The organism is Hydrogenimonas cancrithermarum, from assembly GCF_030296055.1.
In the GTDB taxonomy this organism is placed as follows: Bacteria; Campylobacterota; Campylobacteria; order Campylobacterales; family Hydrogenimonadaceae; genus Hydrogenimonas; species Hydrogenimonas cancrithermarum.
Genome location: NZ_AP027370.1, coordinates 1704888 through 1722846, shown reverse-complemented (window position 1 = coordinate 1722846; position 17959 = coordinate 1704888). Strand labels below are relative to the sequence as shown.

23 protein-coding genes and 1 pseudogene are annotated in these 17959 nt (G+C 52.6%); 8 read left to right on the top strand and 16 right to left on the bottom strand.

All coding sequences use genetic code 11. The features are described 5' to 3' along the window. The first annotated feature begins 16 nt into the window (after nucleotides 1–16). The 3 genes from waaC to QUD54_RS09005 are packed head-to-tail and all read left to right on the top strand — an operon-like array spanning nucleotide 17 to nucleotide 3929. On the top strand, nucleotides 17–1018 hold the full coding sequence (gene waaC, locus QUD54_RS09015) for a lipopolysaccharide heptosyltransferase I (RefSeq protein WP_286336399.1): 1002 nt from the start codon (nucleotides 17–19) through the stop codon (nucleotides 1016–1018). After that, nucleotides 934–1914, top strand: coding sequence for a lipid A biosynthesis lauroyl acyltransferase (locus QUD54_RS09010; protein WP_286336398.1), 981 nt, complete (start codon nucleotides 934–936; stop codon nucleotides 1912–1914). The genes waaC and QUD54_RS09010 overlap by 85 nt, the downstream gene beginning before the upstream one ends. A gap of 17 nt (nucleotides 1915–1931) precedes the next feature. Further along, nucleotides 1932–3929 carry an LTA synthase family protein gene (locus QUD54_RS09005; RefSeq protein ID WP_286336397.1) on the top strand — a complete coding sequence of 666 codons (1998 nt, stop codon included), beginning with the start codon at nucleotides 1932–1934 and terminating at the stop codon, nucleotides 3927–3929. On the opposite strand, the gene QUD54_RS09000 is transcribed toward QUD54_RS09005, so the two are convergent. Beyond that, nucleotides 3920–4771, bottom strand: a complete 852-nt coding sequence (locus QUD54_RS09000) for a LicD family protein (protein ID WP_286336396.1) — start codon at nucleotides 4769–4771, stop codon at nucleotides 3920–3922. The genes QUD54_RS09005 and QUD54_RS09000 overlap by 10 nt on opposite strands. An 18-nt stretch (nucleotides 4772–4789) precedes the next feature. After that, nucleotides 4790–5248 (bottom strand): glycerol-3-phosphate cytidylyltransferase, encoded by a 459-nt coding sequence (gene tagD, locus QUD54_RS08995; RefSeq protein ID WP_320051521.1) that lies wholly within the window; start codon nucleotides 5246–5248, stop codon nucleotides 4790–4792. 149 nt (nucleotides 5249–5397) lie between these two features. Here tagD and QUD54_RS08990 point away from each other — a divergent pair, with 149 nt between their 5' ends. Genes QUD54_RS08990 through QUD54_RS08970 form a run of 5 tightly spaced genes read left to right on the top strand, consistent with a single transcriptional unit; the run spans nucleotide 5398 to nucleotide 10277 of the window. Beyond that, nucleotides 5398–6168 carry a glycosyltransferase family 25 protein gene (locus QUD54_RS08990; RefSeq protein ID WP_286336395.1) on the top strand — a complete coding sequence of 257 codons (771 nt, stop codon included), beginning with the start codon at nucleotides 5398–5400 and terminating at the stop codon, nucleotides 6166–6168. Next, nucleotides 6165–6926 carry a glycosyltransferase family 2 protein gene (locus QUD54_RS08985; RefSeq protein ID WP_286336394.1) on the top strand — a complete coding sequence of 254 codons (762 nt, stop codon included), beginning with the start codon at nucleotides 6165–6167 and terminating at the stop codon, nucleotides 6924–6926. Before QUD54_RS08990 ends, QUD54_RS08985 begins: the two co-directional genes overlap by 4 nt. Before the next feature lie 3 nt (nucleotides 6927–6929). Next, nucleotides 6930–8762, top strand: coding sequence for a sulfatase-like hydrolase/transferase (locus QUD54_RS08980; RefSeq protein ID WP_286336393.1), 1833 nt, complete (start codon nucleotides 6930–6932; stop codon nucleotides 8760–8762). Continuing rightward, nucleotides 8759–9736 carry a lipopolysaccharide heptosyltransferase II gene (gene waaF, locus QUD54_RS08975; protein ID WP_286336392.1) on the top strand — a complete coding sequence of 326 codons (978 nt, stop codon included), beginning with the start codon at nucleotides 8759–8761 and terminating at the stop codon, nucleotides 9734–9736. The genes QUD54_RS08980 and waaF overlap by 4 nt, the downstream gene beginning before the upstream one ends. Nucleotide 9737: 1 nt before the next feature. Then, complete coding sequence (locus tag QUD54_RS08970; RefSeq protein ID WP_286336391.1) at nucleotides 9738–10277, top strand: Uma2 family endonuclease; 540 nt, start codon at nucleotides 9738–9740, stop codon at nucleotides 10275–10277. Between the two features lie 24 nt (nucleotides 10278–10301). On the opposite strand, the gene gmhA is transcribed toward QUD54_RS08970, so the two are convergent. The 14 genes and pseudogenes from gmhA to QUD54_RS08900 form a co-directional block, all read right to left on the bottom strand. Next, complete coding sequence (gene gmhA / locus QUD54_RS08965) at nucleotides 10302–10868, bottom strand: D-sedoheptulose 7-phosphate isomerase (protein ID WP_286336390.1); 567 nt, start codon at nucleotides 10866–10868, stop codon at nucleotides 10302–10304. Between the two features lie 9 nt (nucleotides 10869–10877). Continuing rightward, complete coding sequence (locus QUD54_RS08960; RefSeq protein ID WP_286336389.1) at nucleotides 10878–11447, bottom strand: YfaZ family outer membrane protein; 570 nt, start codon at nucleotides 11445–11447, stop codon at nucleotides 10878–10880. 1 nt (nucleotide 11448) lies between these two features. After that, entirely contained in the window at nucleotides 11449–12882 is a 1434-nt protein-coding gene (rfaE1, locus tag QUD54_RS08955; RefSeq protein ID WP_286336388.1) for a D-glycero-beta-D-manno-heptose-7-phosphate kinase, read from the bottom strand. Between the two features lie 77 nt (nucleotides 12883–12959). After that, nucleotides 12960–13304 carry a four helix bundle protein gene (locus QUD54_RS08950; protein WP_286336387.1) on the bottom strand — a complete coding sequence of 115 codons (345 nt, stop codon included), beginning with the start codon at nucleotides 13302–13304 and terminating at the stop codon, nucleotides 12960–12962. Between the two features lie 19 nt (nucleotides 13305–13323). Next, nucleotides 13324–14319: an ADP-glyceromanno-heptose 6-epimerase gene (gene rfaD, locus QUD54_RS08945; protein WP_286336386.1), complete on the bottom strand. Its 996-nt coding sequence runs from the start codon at nucleotides 14317–14319 to the stop codon at nucleotides 13324–13326. A gap of 3 nt (nucleotides 14320–14322) precedes the next feature. Further along, entirely contained in the window at nucleotides 14323–14571 is a 249-nt protein-coding gene (locus QUD54_RS08940) for a type II toxin-antitoxin system MqsA family antitoxin (protein WP_286336385.1), read from the bottom strand. Beyond that, complete coding sequence (gmhB, locus tag QUD54_RS08935) at nucleotides 14568–15365, bottom strand: D-glycero-beta-D-manno-heptose 1,7-bisphosphate 7-phosphatase (protein ID WP_286336384.1); 798 nt, start codon at nucleotides 15363–15365, stop codon at nucleotides 14568–14570. Before gmhB ends, QUD54_RS08940 begins: the two co-directional genes overlap by 4 nt. Beyond that, nucleotides 15362–15484 (bottom strand): hypothetical protein, encoded by a 123-nt coding sequence (locus QUD54_RS08930; RefSeq protein ID WP_286336383.1) that lies wholly within the window; start codon nucleotides 15482–15484, stop codon nucleotides 15362–15364. The genes gmhB and QUD54_RS08930 overlap by 4 nt, the downstream gene beginning before the upstream one ends. Before the next feature lie 12 nt (nucleotides 15485–15496). Next, the gene (gene hepT, locus QUD54_RS08925) at nucleotides 15497–15907 is read right to left on the bottom strand and encodes a type VII toxin-antitoxin system HepT family RNase toxin (protein WP_286336382.1); all 411 of its coding nucleotides are present in this window, start codon (nucleotides 15905–15907) and stop codon (nucleotides 15497–15499) included. Then, a complete protein-coding gene (gene mntA, locus QUD54_RS08920; protein ID WP_286336381.1) occupies nucleotides 15897–16265 on the bottom strand; it encodes a type VII toxin-antitoxin system MntA family adenylyltransferase antitoxin in 369 nt (122 codons plus the stop codon). The genes hepT and mntA overlap by 11 nt, the downstream gene beginning before the upstream one ends. Nucleotides 16266–16279: 14 nt before the next feature. Continuing rightward, nucleotides 16280–16534, bottom strand: coding sequence for a cbb3-type cytochrome oxidase assembly protein CcoS (gene ccoS, locus QUD54_RS08915; RefSeq protein WP_286336380.1), 255 nt, complete (start codon nucleotides 16532–16534; stop codon nucleotides 16280–16282). A 57-nt stretch (nucleotides 16535–16591) separates the two neighbouring features. After that, nucleotides 16592–16882, bottom strand: coding sequence for a Dabb family protein (locus tag QUD54_RS08910; protein WP_286336379.1), 291 nt, complete (start codon nucleotides 16880–16882; stop codon nucleotides 16592–16594). Between the two features lie 122 nt (nucleotides 16883–17004). Continuing rightward, a pseudogene (locus QUD54_RS08905) lies at nucleotides 17005–17328 on the bottom strand (ferredoxin-thioredoxin reductase catalytic domain-containing protein); the annotation flags it as partial. 70 nt (nucleotides 17329–17398) lie between these two features. Continuing rightward, nucleotides 17399–17947 (bottom strand): Uma2 family endonuclease, encoded by a 549-nt coding sequence (locus QUD54_RS08900; RefSeq protein WP_286336378.1) that lies wholly within the window; start codon nucleotides 17945–17947, stop codon nucleotides 17399–17401. Nucleotides 17948–17959: the final 12 nt, after the last annotated feature.

Genomic DNA, 17959 nt, shown 5'->3' with positions numbered 1-17959 from the left:
AAAAACTAAGGCCACAATGAGAGTCGCGATCGTCCGTCTGACGGCGATGGGTGATGTCATCCACACCCTCGCTTCGATGCAGTTCATCAAAGCCCGGATCCCCGGTATACACATCACATGGTTCGTGGAAGAGAAATTCGCCGAGATTCTTCGGCACAACCCCCACATCGACACCATCGTGCCGGTAGATATGCACGGACTCAAAAAAGCGCCCTCTCTTTCTGCACTTAGAGCGATCGTTCACACTGTCAAAGCGGCCGGGCCGTTCGATCGTGTCATCGATGTCCAGGGCCTCATCAAATCGGCCGTACTCGCGCGTATCGCAGGAAGCGACGTGGCCGGCCTCGATGCGGCATCGGCCAAAGAGGGGATCGCGACGCTTCTTTACCGCTACACCTACCCGGTCGACTGTGCCGAGATCGCACCTATGCGTTTCGCGTCGCTTCTGGCCCAGTCGCTCGGCATCGAGATCACGAAAGAGATGCTGTCGAACAAGGCCCCCTACCTCTATTTCGAAACCGACGAAGCGTGCCGCACCCTCGACCCCTTTTTCACTCACGACAAAAAAAACGTCCTCGTGGTCACGGGAGCGAGCAATGCGAGCAAAACCTACCCGCCCGAAAAGTTCACCGAACTCGCCGAGCTGCTGAAGGAGTACAACCTCCTGCTCGTCGCCGGCAGCGAAGCCGAACGCGAATCCGCCCGGGCCATCGCCGAAAACTCCCCGGCCACGCTTCTGCCGCCGATGAGCCTGAACACCCTCAAATACGCCGTCGCCAAAAGCGACCTGCTCATCGGCGGCGACACCGGCCCCAGCCACATGGCGTGGGCGATGAACAGGCCCTCCATCCTCCTTTTCGGCTCGACCCCGAAATCGATGATGATGGAAACCCCCGTCAACATCGCCATCACCTCGGGGGCGAAGGTCCACCCATGCCGTTTCGACAAAAACGACCGCTCGATCGCAACGATTCTACCGAAGAGGATCGCCGAGGCGGTGCGCGAGGTACTGTCGTGATGGATGCCCTCTACCTCGCCGCCTTCAACCTCTTTCAGTGGATCGTCCGCCGCACCCCCGACGCCGTCAAGTTCCCGGTCCTCAAAGGGTTGGCGAAACTCGCCTATTGGCTCGATGCGAAACATCGCCGCATTGCGAGGGTCAACCTCGACCTGGCATTCGGCGAAACGATGAGCGACGAAGAGAAAGAGCGCATCGTCGAAAAGTGCTATGAAAACATGCTCTTCAACCTGGCCGACTTCGTGCAGAACCAGGGGATCTCGAAAGAGGCGCTGCTCTCGAAAGTCCGGTTCGAAAACGGTAAGATCCTCGAAAAAGCCAAAAAGAGCGGCAGACCCATCATCTTCATGACGGCCCACTACGGAAACTGGGAGATTCTTCCCCTCGCCACCGCCGTGAAGTTCGACCTTCCCATCTCCGTCGTAGGGCGCCCCCTCGACTCGAAAACGATGAACACGATCCTGGAAAGAAACCGCCAACAGTTCGATGTGGAGCTCATCCCAAAACAGGGTGCGATGAAACCGCTCATCAAAGCGTTGAAAGAGGGGCGTGCCGTGGGGCTCCTCGTCGACCAGAACACGACGAGAAACGAAGGGATCCTCGTCGACTTTTTCGGCAAAAAAGCGCGCCACACCATGGCGGTCGCACTGCTGGCACGGCGCCTCGACGCCATCATCATCCCCACCTTCATCACCAGCGAAGACCACAAAACCTTCACCATCACCTTCTATCCGCCGCTGGAAGTCGAAAAGACGGAGGACAAAGACGAAGATATGCGCCGTAACATCCAAGCACAGTCGGATGCGATCGAACGCGCGATCCGCAACAAACCGGAGGAGTGGTTCTGGCTCCATCGCCGCTGGAAAGACCAATACGGAGAACTCTACAACACGTGAAACACCCATCTTCGACTTTGAAACATCTGACCTTCGAGCAGATCGTCACCCTCGTCAAACGTACCCTGCTGCTGCAGCTTCTTTTTCTTTTGGTCATGACCATATTCAGGGCGGCCCTTTTCATCTCGTTCACCCCCACATCCCTGTCGGATGTTCCGATGAACGAGATCGTCGCAGCTTTTTGGTTCGGAATGCGTCTGGACCTCTCCATTCTCGGGTTCGCCTATGTATTGCCGGTCCTGCTCTTCATCGCCGCCGCCTTCCTTAAAAACCGCATCGCCCCGATCTGGCTGCAACGTGCCCTGTTCGGTTATTTTTTCGTTGTCTATCTTCTTGTTTCGCTCATTCTCGCGGCCGACTACGCCTACTTCTCCTACTTCGGAGAACACATCACCCTCTGGATCTTCGGCATTTTCGACGACGACACCGCCGCCCTGCTCAAAATCGCCCAAAAGAACTACAATCTCCCGCTTATCTTCGCGATGGCACTGGGATACACCGCTTCGCTCTACCTCACGGTACGCCAAATCATCTGCCGCCCCCTGCTGCCGGCGAAAAAATCCCACGGCATCGTCGGACAGAGCACCCTGCTCTTCATACTTTTGGTGGCGACCTTCCTGGCCATCCGCGGTTCCCTGGGGATTTTTCCCATCTTCCACTGGACCAAAGATATCTCCGGCAACCATTTCGTCAACCTGATCTCCAGAAACGGCGTCTTCGCCATGGCCAAAGCGATCGAGCAGTATAAAAAGAGCCAAAACGCCGACCAGGATTTCATCGAAGCGATGGGATTCGCCGGCCATATCGAAGATGCTTTCAAAATCGTCACGGGCAAAAAGGAGGTCGACCCCTCCGACCTTCTCGCCTCGCTGAAAGAGACGACGCCCAAAAACCCGCTTTTGGAGAAGCTCAAACCCCATGTCGTCGTCATCATGGTCGAGAGTTTCGGCCTGCCGATCACGAAGTACCAGAGCGAGAGCTTCGACATCCTGCGCAGTCTCAAAAAACATTTCGACGAAGACACTCTCTTCACCCATTTCATCTCCGCCGCCAACGGCACGATCGTCTCGATGGAACCGATGCTTCTCAACCTTACCGCCCGCCCCGGAACGATCCCCTACGGCCAGAGTATCTACCAAAACAGCTCGTTCCCGACCGCCGCGGCGAAGGTCTACCGAAAAAGCGGGTATGAAACGACCTTCATGTACGGCGGCGACCTCTCGTGGCGCAACGTCGGCAGCTTCTTCTCCAAACAGGGCTTCGACAGCATCGAAGGCAAAGCCAAAATCGCGAGCACCCTTCATCTCAAAAGAGAGGATTTCCACGACTGGGGCGTCTACGACCAGTTCCTCTACGAGTACATCCTCCTGAAACTGAAACGGGCGACACAGCCGCAGTTCATCTACGCCATGACCACCAACAACCACCCGCCATACGAACTCTACAAAGGGTACAAACCCAAACCGCTGAAAATAAGCCCCGAACTGAAAAAACATCTGCGCGGAGATATCGAGCTGATACGAAAACGCCTCTACGACTACCAGTACGCGCTCGACATGGCGGGAAAATTCCTCGATGCCATAAAAAACGGCGAACTGGCCCAAAACACCGTCGTCGTCATCACCGCCGACAACAACACGATCGAAGGGGTCATGAGCTACGACAACTTCGCCGAAGAGTCGAAAAAGATCCCCTTCTATCTCTATCTGCCACCCGCCATCCGCCCCGAAAAGATCGACACGAGCGTCCCCGGCTCCCACAAGGACCTGATGGCCACACTCTACGGCCTGACCCTCTCCGACACCGACTACCTCTCGGTCGGAAGCAGCCTGCTCGACGACACCCGGCTCCACTGCGGGCTCAACGAATCGGGCATCGTCATCTCCAAAGCAGGCGCCTTCTTCGCGGGAAAACCACAAAACGACGCACAAAGTGCGTGCGATCGTTACAGAAGAGCGGCCATCGCCGTGACTGACTATATCGCCAAATCTCTATTGAAAAAACGTCAGGATTGATTCAATCGGGGGATACACTTCTTGATATGCCGCGGACGCTGCTCCTCTTCCGGCGGCAACTGCATATAGTCACCATATGTCGTACGAAGATAATAGTCCCAGTTTTTCGGAACGGGGAAATCGCCTTCGACAAAAGGAAGATCGTCGAGAGGGAAAAACTCTTTTTTGTCGTAAACTCTCGTCAAGACACAATCGAGCCCAAAGCCGATCACTTCACTATTTTCCCTGTTTGTTTTTTCGATCATCCTCTGCAGCGTATTTTCCAAAAAGGTGTAAGAAAAAAATGGGCCGAGCAGAAAATAGATCACATTTCCATCCTTGAACAACCCCTTTTTTTCCAGTTTGAATTTTTGAAACTTGATGATCTTTTTACTCAAATACTTGTAGAATTTTCTTTTCGATTTTTCCGAAGGGAGGTGATCGTAGGGAAAAATATCGACAAAAAGCCCCAAATGGTAGGGTTCGTCTCCGCTTTCGAAATCCTCCAGGATCAGACTGTTTTTGTCTCTCACTTTCATACGTGCGACCAGGTTGAAATAGCCCGGGTCCGTCTCTTTCGTCTGCAGAAACATATTCTCCGGCAGCTCTTTCGGAGCCACTTCCATAAAACGGGTATAATCCTCCCGCATCATCGCGATATCGATATCATCATCCCACGGGATGAATCCCTGGTGACGTACGGCTCCGAGCAGCGTGCCACCGTCGAGCCAATACTTTATATCGTGTTTTTTGCATATTCTGTCGATCTCTTTGAGAAGATCGAACATGACAGCTTGCGCATCCTTCAACAGTTCGTCCGAAATGACGAAATCGTTTTCATTTTGTTGTACAGTTTCATTCACGTGATTTTCCTATCGATTCTATGCCAAATCGTTTTTCAGCTGTTCGAGCACTTCAAACGCCTTCAAAAGCTCTTCTTTGGAGACCGATACGGAGGTCAGAACGTTTTTCAATTGCGACGAAGAGATGCCTTTGGTCCGTTCCAGATAGACAACCTCGCAATACTCTTTCAGAAAATCGAACTTACCCGCCCAATCGTTTCCAATCGCGAAAACATCGACATTCAAACGCCTGATATCGTCGATCTTCTGATCCCAGCTTTTTTCCGGAATCACCTCATCGACATATTTGATGGCACCGACTATTTCCGCTCGCTGTTCATACGGAATCAAGGTTCTCTTCCCCTTCAATGCATTGAATTCATCTGTCGAAACACCTACGATCAGCCGGTCACCCATCTCCTTCAGTCGTTTCAACAGTTTCAGATGCCCTATATGAAACAGATCGAACGTTCCATATGTGATAATCGTTTTGCCCATTTACTAATCCGCCCTGCCTTTGTCGTATGTTTCAAATAAATTTTATGAAAAATTTCATTATTATACCCTCTGAACCACCTATCTGCAAATATGCTAAAATATCGCTTTATTTAGAAACTATCTCACACCAGACAATTAAACGGAGCGCTATGCAGATCGATGAAATTTTCGAACATGTCTATGTCATTCATGTCAGAAAAGGGTATGAAGAGAGAAAAAAACATATCGACAAACATCTTCCCCAAAGGGATATACCGCATTTCAACTACATATTGGACGGCGATATTTCCGATTTGACCGACGATATCATCGAAAAGCATTTTGCAAAAGGAGATATCTTCAAAGAGGGCAAGGCGGCGATGTCATGCACCTACAAACACATTCTTGTCTACAGAGAAATGGTTCAAAAAGAGATCCCCTACGCGCTCGTATTCGAAGACGATGTCATTCTGAAAAAGAATTTCAGGAAAAAATTGACCCGCTACCTGAAAGATTTCACGGAGACGGCCCCTTTTCTCATCAATATCGAAGAGGCTTTCGAATATGTCCCCCTCTATTTCAGAAAAAGAGACAAATATCTCTATAAAGCGAAGAAAACCAAAAGAACGGGAGCCTATATCGTCAATCTGGAGGCGGCGAAAAAGATGCTCGAATTTCTCGAGCTCAACAAATATGACTACCCTATCGACCATATGCACACCAAAATGTCACAGCATGGTTTCATCGATATCTACTGGCTTCAACCTCCCCTCGCCCTCCAAGGCAGCAAGAACGGAATGTTCGACTCTTTCCTGAGTGGAAACAGACGCACCGGAGTCGCCGGACAGATCGCCTGGTTTTTCAAACAGAGATACCATGAGTACGTCACCACGAATCTGAGCAAAAAACGCATCGAAAACTTCATAATGGATCGATCGTGAAAAAAATCAGCGGACTGGTTATCACGTACAACGAGGAAAAAAACATCGAAGCGTGCCTCGCCTCGATGTTCCAGGTATGCGACGATATCGTCGTCGTCGACTCCTACAGCGAAGACGGAACCATCGAACTCGCCGAAAAAATGGGGGCTCTCGTCATCCGGCAGGCTTTTTTGGGGGACGGGCCTCAACGCAGTATCGGCCTTCCCCACTGCAAACACAAATGGGTGCTGAATCTCGATGCCGACGAGCGCCTCGATAAAGATATGGTGAACGCCATCCGGCAGATCGACTTCGAAAACACCCCCTACGAAGCATTCGAATTCAAGCGGAAAAACTTTCTCAACGGCAGATGGATCCGCTATGCCGGATGGTACCCGGACTATGTCCGCCGCCTTTTCGACAAAACCAAAACAGACTTCAAACCGGTCAAAGTCCACTCGAAAATCGAATCGGAAAACTACGATCGACTCGACGCACACATCGTTCACTATACCTACGACTCGATCGAGGAGATGATGTCAAAACTCAACAGCTACTCCAGCTGGTCGGCACAGGAACTCTACAAACACGGTAAAAGCGCCTCTCCCTTTTCACCCTTTTTCCACGGCCTTTTCTCGTTTGTCAAATTCTACGTTTTCAAACTTGGATTCCTCGAAGGCCTGGATGGCATGACCATCTGCATAGCGAAATCGACGGCTTCCTATCTCAAATACGCAAAACTCATCGAACTTCATCGAAAAGCGATTAAAACAAAGTAGACCATGCAAAACAAAAAAAACATTACGACCCTGACACTCTTTTTCAAAGCCAACTTTTTTGTCACGACACTCTTTTTTCTCCTTTTCCTGATCTTCAACCACGACAACGATACGCTGCTTTTCACGGTTCCGGCCGCCCTCTCCACCTCGGCGATGCTCTATCTGGCCTATTTTCTCCTGCTGCGTCCATTGTTCCGTTTCGAGAAGGTGATGCTGCCGCTGCTTGTCGCTCTCTTTACACTGACGAACTTCGCCTTGCTACTCGACTTTTTCATCTTTCGTATCTGGAAGTTTCACATCAACGGAATGGTGCTCAACATCCTGATGTCGCCGGCCGCGTTCGACAGCATCCAGACCGGCTCGGGCCCCGTTCTCATCACCATTGGCTACTTTGTCGCCTTTGTCACCTTCGAACTCTGGCTTCTGCGTTTTCTGAAGAGAAAAGAGGCACCCCTTCTTGAAGGCTGGAACCGAACATTCAACCGTGTCGTCGCACCCATCGTCCTGCTCGTCGCACTGACGGAGAAGGTCTACTACGGTTTCGCCAACATGTACGCCAACGACAAGATCCTGGAGAGCACCAAGCCGATCCCACTCTACCAGCCGCTCACCTTCACACGGTTCATGGAGAAGCGCTTTGGACTCCATGCGGCCGAACGCAAAAGTGCCGACGTCGGTGTCAAAAGCGATGCCAAAGTCGTCTACCCGCTCAAACCCATCGAGATTCCGCACCCCAAACCCGTGCATATCTTCATCTTCGCCTCCGACGCCGTACGCAACGACATCCTCGATGCCGCCGTCACCCCCAACATCCTTCGCTTCAGCCAGGACGCACTCTGGTTCACCAACAACCGAAGCGGCGGCAATACGACACGCTTTGGCATCTTCTCGCTCTTCTACGGACTCAACTCCGCCTACTGGTTCACCTTTCTCAACGCCAAAACGGGCCCGGTCTTTTTCAAAGCGCTCGAACGACTGGACTACGACATCGGCATCTTCTCGAGTACCGACACCAGCTGGCCGGAGTTCAAACAGACCGTCTACTACGATGTGAAAGAGCGTATTCACGACCAGTTCCCCGGCCTTCCCTGGGAAAAAGACAGAGCTCTCACCCAAAGCTGGCTGAAGTGGATCGACGACAAAAACGGCTCGCAGCCGATCTTCTCCTTCGTCTTCCTCGACGGCCCGCACGGCAACTCCTATCCCGAAGATTTCGCGAAATTCCAGCCCGACGGTGCCGGTGAGGTCAACTACGCGACGGCGAGCGAAGAGGACCGCACCGAACTCTTCAACCAGTACAAAAACGCCGTCCACTATTCCGACCACCTCATCGGAATGATGATCGAAAAACTGAAAGCCAAAGGACTCTACGAAAACGCCATCGTCATCTTCACCTCGGACCACGGACAGGAGTATTACGAGTTCGGCCTGCTCGGCCACAACAGCGCCTTCGACATCGAGCAGACGAACTCCCCGCTCATCATGAAAGTCCCCGGCCTCGCATCCCGAAAGATCGACACACTCGCTTCGAGCATCGACCTGATGCCGACCCTGATGCGAAAGATCGGCGTCACGAACGACTTCGCCGACTTCTCCAACGGCAAAGACCTTCTCGCGGACGACTACCGCAGAGATTTCACCACCTGCGGCAACTGGTACAAAAACGCCATCATCACACCGAAATACACCCTCGTCTTCTCGAATCTTCCGAACGAGATTCTCAAAACCCGGGTCTACGACACCATTACCTACAAACCGATCCCCTATCCTAAAGACCCCAACGCCAACCGCTACATCCTCGAAGTGCTCAACCAGAACCGAAGGTTCGTCAAATGAAACTGCTCATCGAACTTCCCACATGGCTCGGCGACGCCGTCATGACGACACCCGCGCTCGAAAACCTTTTCGCCGCCTACCCGGATGCCGAGGTGACGCTTCTGGGCTCCTACGTCAGCACCGAAGCGTTGAAAGCGCATCCACGTGTGGACAGCGTTATCGTCGACAAGACCAAAGCGGACGGTTTCCGCCCCCTGAACGTCTACAGACTTGCCAAAACCATCGGCCCGCACGATATCGCCGTAAGCTTCCGCAGCCACCTCTATTCCAAAGCCCTGCTCTATCTCACCGGCACCCCAAAAAGATACGTTTACGACAAAAACCTTCTCACCCTCTCACCTTCTCACCCTCTCACCACCACTCACCAGGTCGAAAAATACCAGGCATTCATCGACATCGTCACCGGCCGAAACGACACCCCCGGCCCTTTACGGCTCGACTGGCCCATCAAACGGTTCGAACGGCCGGCCATGGGCATCAACCCCGGTGCCACCTACGGCAGTGCCAAACGGTGGTACCCCGAAAAGTTCGCCGAGGTGGCCGCAGCGCTCGCCGGCCGGTTCGACATCGTCATCTTCGGAGGCCCGGCGGAAACAGACATCGCGGGTGATATCGAGAAGATGGTTCGTGAAAAAGGCATAAAAAACGTCACCAACCTCGCCGGAAAAACGACGATCCCTGAACTCTGCAGCACGATCGCCGGACTCGACCTCTTCATCACCGGCGACAGCGGGCCGATGCACGTCGCCGCCGCCTACCAAATCCCTACCGTCGCGATCTTCGGCCCAACAAAGCACAAAGAGACCTGCCAGTGGATGAATCCCGAAAGCGTCATCGTCCGTCACGATCTCGAATGCGCACCCTGCATGAAACGGACGTGTCCCATCAAAACGCATGAATGCATGAAAGGGATTTCGGCACAGGAGGTCATCGACGCCGCCCATGGTATAATAGGGGAAAAAAACGGAGCGTAAAATGCGAGCCGCACGAGATTACAAACCGCACTACACCTACAAAGACTACAAACATTGGGAGGGGCGATGGGAGATTATCGACGGTGAAGCATTCGCCATGAGCCCGGCGCCCATGCCTTCACATCAGTCAATTAGTGCCAAAATTTCGGCTCAACTCGTTGTATCCCTTGAAAAGTGTGAAGCGTGCCATGCCTATCTACCCATCGACTGGCACATTACCGAAGACACGATCGTCCAACCGGACAACCTGGTGCTCTGCTACAAACCGGCCGGAAGCTATATCACCAAAGCGCCTTCGCTCATCTTCGAAGTCGTCTCCTCTTCAACGGCCGCCAAAGACGAGCACCTCAAATTCGACCTCTACGAGCGCGAAGGCGTACTCTACTACGTCATCGTCTACCCGAACGAAAAGATGGCCAAAGTCTTCAAGCTCCACGAAGGCCGCTACGTCAAAGCGCTCGACGCGACGGACGAAACCTTCACCTTCGATCTGAAGAAGTGCACGATCGATTTCGATTTCTCGAGAATCTGGGAGGAGTAGCCCCCATCCCGTTTTACCTATCGGCTACCGGTACTCGTTGTCGATCAGCTGACATAGGATATGGCCGATGAGGATGTGCATCTCCTGGATGCGTGCCGTATCGTCTGAAGGGACGATGATGTTGAGATCGCAGACATCGTTCATCTTTCCGCCCCCTTTACCGCTCAGCCCCACGGTACGGCATCCGATCTCTTTGGCCTTTTCCAGCGCATAAACGACATTCACACTGTTGCCGCTGGTCGAAATCCCGATCATCAGATCACCCGGCTGTGCCAGTGCTTCGGCCTGACGCGAAAAAACGTGCTCGTACCCGTAATCGTTTCCGATCGCGGTCAGCGCGGAAGTGTCGGTCGTCAGTGCGATCGCGGGAAGGCCTCTTCTCTCCACCTTGTAGCGCCCCGTCAGTTCGGCCGCGATATGCTGGGCATCGGCCGCACTGCCGCCGTTACCACACAGCAGGATTTTGTGCCCCGCTTCGAGTGTTTCGGTCGCGATCACACCGGCGGTGTAGATGAAGTGCTGAAGCCCTTCAACCACCGATTCAAGTGTCTTTCGATGCGCTTCGAGCTCTTTTTCGATCACTGTCAACATCTCGGTTCCTTAAAAGTAGAAACGGACACCCGCATACCATCCGTCATTGAAATTCTTGCTGTCGTCTTTATATTTGAGGTCGATATTTCTATACCCCGCATAGATCGTCGCATTGGGAATCAGCTTGCTTTCGACTCCGAATCTGTAGCCGCCATAACCCTTTCCGTCGGAGAAGACCAGCGGATCGGGTGCCGCATACACCTCCCCGCTCAGGCTCACCGGCCACTCCACAGGGACCCGGTAATGCACCGTCAATCCCAGAGGGACCGCCACATAATCCTCCGCCAAAGCGGCTTTGATACCGATGCCGAAACGCAGGCGCGTAAAATCGCCCAGCGTACCCGTCGCAAGGTAACCGAACTCCACAAGGTTCTTTCCGCGGGTATGGCTCTCGCCGCTGTAGAGATAGGCCGCATGCAGATAGTTCCTGCTGCTTCGGCCGTCATAATCGAAACTCTGCCCCAGCTCATACTTTCCGGCGATTTCGATATCGTCCGAATTGAGGTCGATCTCCGCACTGTTTTGCGCCATCAGCGGCAGTGCCGCCAACAAAGCCGCTCCAATCGTTTTCTTCAGCATCTCACTCCCTTTTGTCGTCATTGATTTTTTCGATAATTTTCGTCGTACTCTTTCCATCGACGAAGTCGACAAGCCTCACCTCTTTGGCGATATCGCTGCCGACCACCTCTTTGCCTTCGTAGTCTCCCCCTTTGACAAGCACATCCGGTTCCACAATTTTGATGAGATCGTAAGGCGTATCTTCGTCGAAGATCGTCACGAAATCGACAGCATCGAGCGCCGCCAGCAGATAGGCACGGTCATACTCCGGATTGACCGGCCGGCTCTCGCCTTTTAGACGCCGGACCGATGCATCGGAATTGACCCCCACGATCAGTGCATCCCCGAAGCTTTTCGCCTTTTCCAGATACTTCACATGCCCCAGGTGAAGTATATCGAAACAGCCGTTGGTAAAGACGATCCGTTTGCCTTCGTTTTTCAATCGTTCGACACTCTGAGCCAGCGCTTCGCGGCTCTTGATGCGATGCTCCGTCGTCGATTCGTGCAACGTCGTCTCATACTCGATGATCTCGTCCCACGACGCCGTGGCACTCCCGAGTTTGCCGACGACCACCGCAGCCGCCGCGTTGGCGATACGCGCCGCCTCGTCGATATCGCCGCCCGCCGCCAGAACGAACCCGAGCGTCCCGAGCACCGTATCGCCCGCACCCGTGACGTCGTAGACCTCTCTGGCCACCGTCGGGATCGTCCGCATCGTCTCGTCGAAGATCGCCATTCCCTCTTCCGAAAGCGTGATCATCGCCATATCGAGGTTCAACTCGTTTTTGAGCCAAAACCCCGCTTTGCCAAGCGACTCGGTATCGACGATATCGATCCCCGTCGCTTCGCTGGCTTCCTTTTTGTTCGGTGTCACCAGCGTCGCACCACTGTACTTGGCGTAATCTTTTCCCTTGGGATCGACAAGCACCTTCACACCGGTCGCTCGCGCCATTTGGATAATCTGCTGCGTCAAACGTTCGCTCAACACCCCTTTGCCGTAATCGGAGAGCAATATGATATCCGTGACAAAAAGCTGCCGCTGGACGGAAGCCAGAATCTTCTCCTCCGTCTCTTTCGTTATATCCTGTCGCGTCTCGCTGTCGAAGCGGATCACCTGCTGATGCGAAGCGATCACCCGGCTCTTGCGTGTCGTTTTTCGCTCCGGCTCGGCAACCAGCGCGTCGGTTCGCACACCGAGAGACTTCAGCATCTTCGCCAGCCGCTTGCCGTTTTCATCCTTCCCGATCGCCGAAGCGACACTTACGTCCGCACCCAGGGCGATCAGATTGTTCACCACATTCCCCGCACCGCCCAACACTTCGCTCTCTTCCTGCACATCGATGACCGGTACCGGCGCTTCGGGAGAGATACGGTCGGTCTTTCCCCAAAGATAATGGTCGAGCATCAAATCGCCAACGACGAGAATCGAAGGACGAACGGCGGCGTATTTACGCATACGCACTCCTCGATGAGGAGGTGGGAAGGTGAGAAGGTGGGAGGGTGAGAAGGTTTTTTCCATTCAACTTTTGTCTCTCACTGTACACGAAAGCTCCTTTTAAGGCTTTTGATCATTCTATGCACCCTATCGGTCTCCTGCAGCCACTTTTTACCCTGTATCTTTTCGATATATTCGATCTTCATGCCGATATAAACCTGCGTTTTCAATTCGGCTGCGGAAGCTTGTGCGATATCCAAAAATCGCCAGCTCTCCTTGTCGGATTCCCTTTCTACACCTTCAGCTATATTGCTGGGGATCGAAAGAGCCGATCGAGTGATCTGATCTTTGAACCCATAATCTCGACACTCCCTCAAGCCCATATAAATTTCGCTGCTCAATGCACACGAAATTTTCCAGACATCCAACGTTTCACACTTCATACCTTACCTTCTAACCCTCTCACCCTCTCACCTCTTCTTCAAAGAGTCTCCGAATCTCCGGAATATACCGCCTGATCCCCTCCTCCAGTGTCACTTCCGGCTCGTATCCCAGAAACTCTCTTGTGGGTTCGATATCCGCTTGCGTGAAGAATTGATACTGTCCGATATAGGGGTTGGGAATATACTCGCACGGCAGGTGCGTTCCAAGCTCTTTTTGCAGAATGTCGACGATATCCTGAAAGCTTCTCGCTTTGCCGGTTCCGACATTGTAGACACCGCTCTTTTTCGGGTTGCATGCTTTGATATTGGCTTGAATGACATCGTCGATATAGATAAAGTCGCGCAGAATCTTGTCGGACCCTTCAAAAAGGCGCGGATTTTTGCCCACCAGGATCTGATGGCCGAACTGCAATACCATCGATGCCGTTTTGTTCTTGAAAAACTCGCGCGGGCCGTAGACGTTGAAGTAGCGCAGGCCGACGATGGGCAGGCCGGTTCTCTTCATCCAGTCATAGGCCAGATGGTCCATCGCCAATTTGCTGAAGCCGTAGATGTTGGCCGGGTCTTCGCGTCCGACCGTCTGCGGGGCCGGTGCGTTGCCGTAAGTCGCGCCCGAACTGGCGTAGATCATCGCCGAACCCATCTCTTTGGCCATCTTCAGCAGATCTTTGAAAGCATTGAGATTGGTGTCGATCATGATCTTCTGATCATACACCGTCGTATCGCTGATCGCCGCTTCGTGGAAGATGTAGTCGAACTTGAAATCCCGTAGCCGCTCCAGATCCTCTTTTTTCGTGATATCTCCGGCGATGATCTCTCCGGTGAAACCTTTGAGGTTTTTGTAGTGCCCGAAGCTTTTCAGATTGCCGTTGGAAAAGGTCTCACCCGTGCGAAAAAGGTCAAATACCACGACCTTTGCATCAGGATGGTTCTCCTGAAACCAAAACGCCAGATTGGAGCCTATGAAGCCGGCTCCACCGGTGATGAGAATGGTCTTTTTGTTAAAATCGATCATAGTTCAACTCGCTTTTTTGATATCTTCATACTGGGCCACTTCGATCATCGCATGCCTGCCGCGGGCCTCGTCGACGATCCGTTCGAGTGTCTCCGCCGTCTCCTCCTTCATCCACTCTTCCCCACACTGTTCGCAAACCATGGCGGGCACGCCGCGCACCACGACGACGCCAAATCCCAGATCCACCGTAAAAGTCGTCTTGCCGGGCTTCATCTCGCCCCCACATAGAGCACATCGGCTTTTTCGCATCATCTTCTCCTCGTTCTCAAATCCGGTTCGAAATATCTCGTATCGGGGCGGTAGGCCGTCACGATGTAACACATCTCTCCAACCTCGTCATATGCCGCGACGACGTGCAGAGGCTCCTCGCTCTTATCGAGCAGAAGTAGACTGGGAAACGGCCGGTCGTTATCGTACCGCTCGATGACCATTCCACACAGGAGAGCCTTTCGCACCCTTTTTCGGGAGATGCCCCGCTCCAACATACGCTGCAAGGCGTGCTTTTGCCACATGATGCGATCCGACACGAGAGCTTCACGAATCTTTTCTACAATTGTATCACTTTCCCACTCGTCCAACCGCCAATCGATGGAGCTGTTTCTTTCGACAAAGCGCGTATGCCCCACCCCGGCTCTCTTGGCCGCTTCGATATCGCCGGGTTTGTCACCGAGCATCCAGGAGTGTTCCATATCGATCGCGAAACGCTCTTTGGCCGCCAGGAGCATCCCCGGCATCGGCTTGCGGCAGTCGCACCCCTCTTCCGGATCGTGCGGGCAGTGGAAAATCTGCGAACGGTCGATCGCTATGCCCGCCTCCCGCATCTTTTCGAGCATGTAGTCCGTCAGTCTCTCGAAATCCTCCGACGAGTAATACCCGCGCCCAATCCCCGACTGGTTGGTCACGATGATGGGCAGATACCCCTTTTCCTGGGCATCTTTTATAAAATCCAAAATCCCATCGACAAATTCGAAATCTTCGATACGGCTCACATACCCGTGATCGATGTTGATCACCCCGTCGCGGTCGAGAAACAGCGCTCTTTTCATCGCTCGAGCAACCATGCCAACGCCATCGTCAGAACGATCACCCCGGCCCACACCAAAAATCCCGGCAGCGCCGCCGTATTGATCACATACCCTCCCGTCGGCATACCCGCTGGTATCATCTCTTCAATCCTTCAATCGATAGCTTTTTCTATAAAACGCAGATACTCTCGAATCTCTTCCAACTTTTCCAGAGCCTGCTCACAAATCAACAATGGATCAATCTTTTCATAATCGTGGGCCAAAAAATTTCTGAAAGAGGCGATTTTGGCGAAATCGTAGGCAAACGCTCTGGGAATGATGCCATACTCGCCCAAAGCATCGATCGCTTCGTAATAACTTTGGGCATTGCCCTTTTTCTTGTACTTCAAGACCATTTCGGCCAACGACACACACCCGTCGCTCGCCAAATAGAGATAGTGTAGCAACGCACCTTCGAACATAGGGTCCGTTTTGAATTTATCTCTGCACTCAGGTTTGTAATTTTCCAGCAAATCGACACAATAATCGATCCTCTCGATCTTCTTTTCGATTTTATGCCGCATCGATCATACTTTTGAAGAGTTTGTAATCGATAATCTCATGCCGTTTCATCACTTCGTAATAAGGCCGCTCCTCATGATCTTTGAGGAGAATACCATCCAGGATAGATTCGAGCAGAAAAAGGTTTTTGACACGGTTCAGACAGACCAAATCCACCTCTTTTTTCAAGAACTTTTGCAGCCGATGATGGAGTCCGAGCCGCATATCCAGATCGTCCCGCTCACAAAAGACCGCGATATCCACATCACTGCGTTCATCGAACGTTCCATCCGCATAGGAGCCGAAAAGATAACCGAATCGTACATTTTCATCTTTCGCGAGAATCTCACGAATCTTTTCTACTGCCTTCTCACTGCTCACTTCTCACTCCTCACTCAATCCGGCATCACCCGTTTGTCTTTCCTCTTCTCCTCCAAAGCTTGCGCTTTGCGGCTCGCGACCTCTTTGCGTTTCTCTTCCATCATCACCGCGTCTTTGAGCTCCTCTTCGCCATCGTAAAGCGCCCCGTCCAGAAACTTGTGCTTGTCTTCGAACTGTCCGGTCTTGTGTCCCCAAAGCAGCGCAAAAAGGCCGAGCGCCCCGAGCAGCGTGGAGACGCCCAGCATCATCGCGAGAATTCCGGAACTCATAACACTCTTCTCTTACGACAAAGAGGGGCGAAGCCCCGTCCGAACGACAAACGACATCTATCTTTCATAGTCGACCACACGGCTTTCGACGGTAACCTCTTTAATGAAAGCGACCACCTCCTGATGTGCCGGGTGCACGCGGTACGCTTCCAGCCCATCTCGGTCGTCGAACGTCGAAGTCAGCACCAGATCCATCGACCGCTCGGAATGGAGAAAATCGACCCCGGCCTCCATCGACCGAAGCGAAGGAATCTTCTCCGGCAGCGCCTCGAGCATCTCTTTCACTTTTTCGATATTTTCAGATTTGTTCTCATCCTCGAACCGAAACATTACGATATGCACAACCATTTCAATCCTTTCTCACCCTATCACCTTCCCACCAGCGAAGCGACCCCACCAGTCATCGAAGATGACGATCTCACCCTCTAACCGTCCAACCTTCTCACTCAAAAAAATCAATGATCATGCGTCGCCGCATACTCCGGTGTACAGAAGATCCCACAGTGGCATTTTCCCTCTTCTGGGATCTCTTTTTCGATCGCCGGTTTGCAGGGGCAGATGCGGCCATCCGCACTTTTGTGTTTGCCGTTTTCATCTTCGATGACCATAAAACAGGGGCACCATCGCTTCCCATACAGAAGTTTGTTACGGGCCAGCCCCATCGTCACACCTTCGTTAACATCTTCATTGGGGTTGTAGACCCATCCGAACTGTTTGCATACTTTGTCCGTAAATTTTTTCGTTTTCTCCAACTCCGCCAGAAACTCGTCCGAACTCATATCGACATACTGCATTGACCATCCTTCTACTTTTGTTTCGTTAATGCTATCATGCCGCCTCTGCAGCGGGGCTTAAAGCGCGAGATTATCTAAAACGTGAAAAGAGCGCGTCGAAATCGAACGCGAAATCACACACCAAACGCTCGAACGAAACCGTTTCCCTGCGGAAATCTCCCACTTTTCTAAAACCCTCGCCGCCGTTGCGATAGACCTTGGCGACCAACTCGTTCGGATAGACGAGCACATAGTATTTGACGCCCTCGGCGGCATACATTTCGAACTTCAACCCTTCGTCGCGCCGTGCCGTCGAAGGAGAAAGAATCTCGAAAATCACTTCCGGCGTTTTGGTGATGAAATTTTCGTTGTCGTCGTTACAGACGACGGCGACATCAGGCCTGAAAACCGTATCTTCCGAAACTTTCCAATCCTCTTCGAAGAGAACTTCACAATTTTCGCAAGCCAGCAGTTTTTCACGGATTTGACTGTAGATATCTCCCATCAGCTTCTGATGGATCTTCACCGGTGCCGGCGCCATCGCATACGCCACACCACCGATCAGCTCCCAGTCGCCTTCCCACTGTTTGTAGTCCTCGTAGGTATAGTGCGGCAAATCTTCCCACTTCAACGCTGCCATTTGCCATCCTTT

Bases quoted from the DNA above. Each gene is read 5' to 3' on its own strand.
- QUD54_RS08930 (WP_286336383.1), bottom strand. From the start codon at position 15,484: ATGATACCAGCGGGTATGCCGACGGGAGGGTATGTGATCAATACGGCG.
- QUD54_RS08980 (WP_286336393.1), top strand. From the start codon at position 6,930: ATGCAAAACAAAAAAAACATTACGACCCTGACACTCTTTTTCAAAGCC.
- QUD54_RS08990 (WP_286336395.1), top strand. From the start codon at position 5,398: ATGCAGATCGATGAAATTTTCGAACATGTCTATGTCATTCATGTCAGA.
- QUD54_RS08950 (WP_286336387.1), bottom strand. From the start codon at position 13,304: ATGAAGTGTGAAACGTTGGATGTCTGGAAAATTTCGTGTGCATTGAGC.
- rfaE1 (WP_286336388.1), bottom strand. From the start codon at position 12,882: ATGCGTAAATACGCCGCCGTTCGTCCTTCGATTCTCGTCGTTGGCGAT.
- QUD54_RS08910 (WP_286336379.1), bottom strand. From the start codon at position 16,882: ATGGTTGTGCATATCGTAATGTTTCGGTTCGAGGATGAGAACAAATCT.
- hepT (WP_286336382.1), bottom strand. From the start codon at position 15,907: ATGCGGCATAAAATCGAAAAGAAGATCGAGAGGATCGATTATTGTGTC.
- QUD54_RS08960 (WP_286336389.1), bottom strand. From the start codon at position 11,447: ATGCTGAAGAAAACGATTGGAGCGGCTTTGTTGGCGGCACTGCCGCTG.
- QUD54_RS09010 (WP_286336398.1), top strand. From the start codon at position 934: ATGCCGTTTCGACAAAAACGACCGCTCGATCGCAACGATTCTACCGAA.
- QUD54_RS08940 (WP_286336385.1), bottom strand. From the start codon at position 14,571: ATGATGCGAAAAAGCCGATGTGCTCTATGTGGGGGCGAGATGAAGCCC.
- gmhB (WP_286336384.1), bottom strand. From the start codon at position 15,365: ATGAAAAGAGCGCTGTTTCTCGACCGCGACGGGGTGATCAACATCGAT.
- waaC (WP_286336399.1), top strand. From the start codon at position 17: ATGAGAGTCGCGATCGTCCGTCTGACGGCGATGGGTGATGTCATCCAC.
- gmhA (WP_286336390.1), bottom strand. From the start codon at position 10,868: ATGTTGACAGTGATCGAAAAAGAGCTCGAAGCGCATCGAAAGACACTT.
- QUD54_RS08970 (WP_286336391.1), top strand. From the start codon at position 9,738: ATGCGAGCCGCACGAGATTACAAACCGCACTACACCTACAAAGACTAC.
- rfaD (WP_286336386.1), bottom strand. From the start codon at position 14,319: ATGATCGATTTTAACAAAAAGACCATTCTCATCACCGGTGGAGCCGGC.
- QUD54_RS08900 (WP_286336378.1), bottom strand. From the start codon at position 17,947: ATGGCAGCGTTGAAGTGGGAAGATTTGCCGCACTATACCTACGAGGAC.
- ccoS (WP_286336380.1), bottom strand. From the start codon at position 16,534: ATGAGTTCCGGAATTCTCGCGATGATGCTGGGCGTCTCCACGCTGCTC.
- tagD (WP_320051521.1), bottom strand. From the start codon at position 5,248: ATGGGCAAAACGATTATCACATATGGAACGTTCGATCTGTTTCATATA.
- waaF (WP_286336392.1), top strand. From the start codon at position 8,759: ATGAAACTGCTCATCGAACTTCCCACATGGCTCGGCGACGCCGTCATG.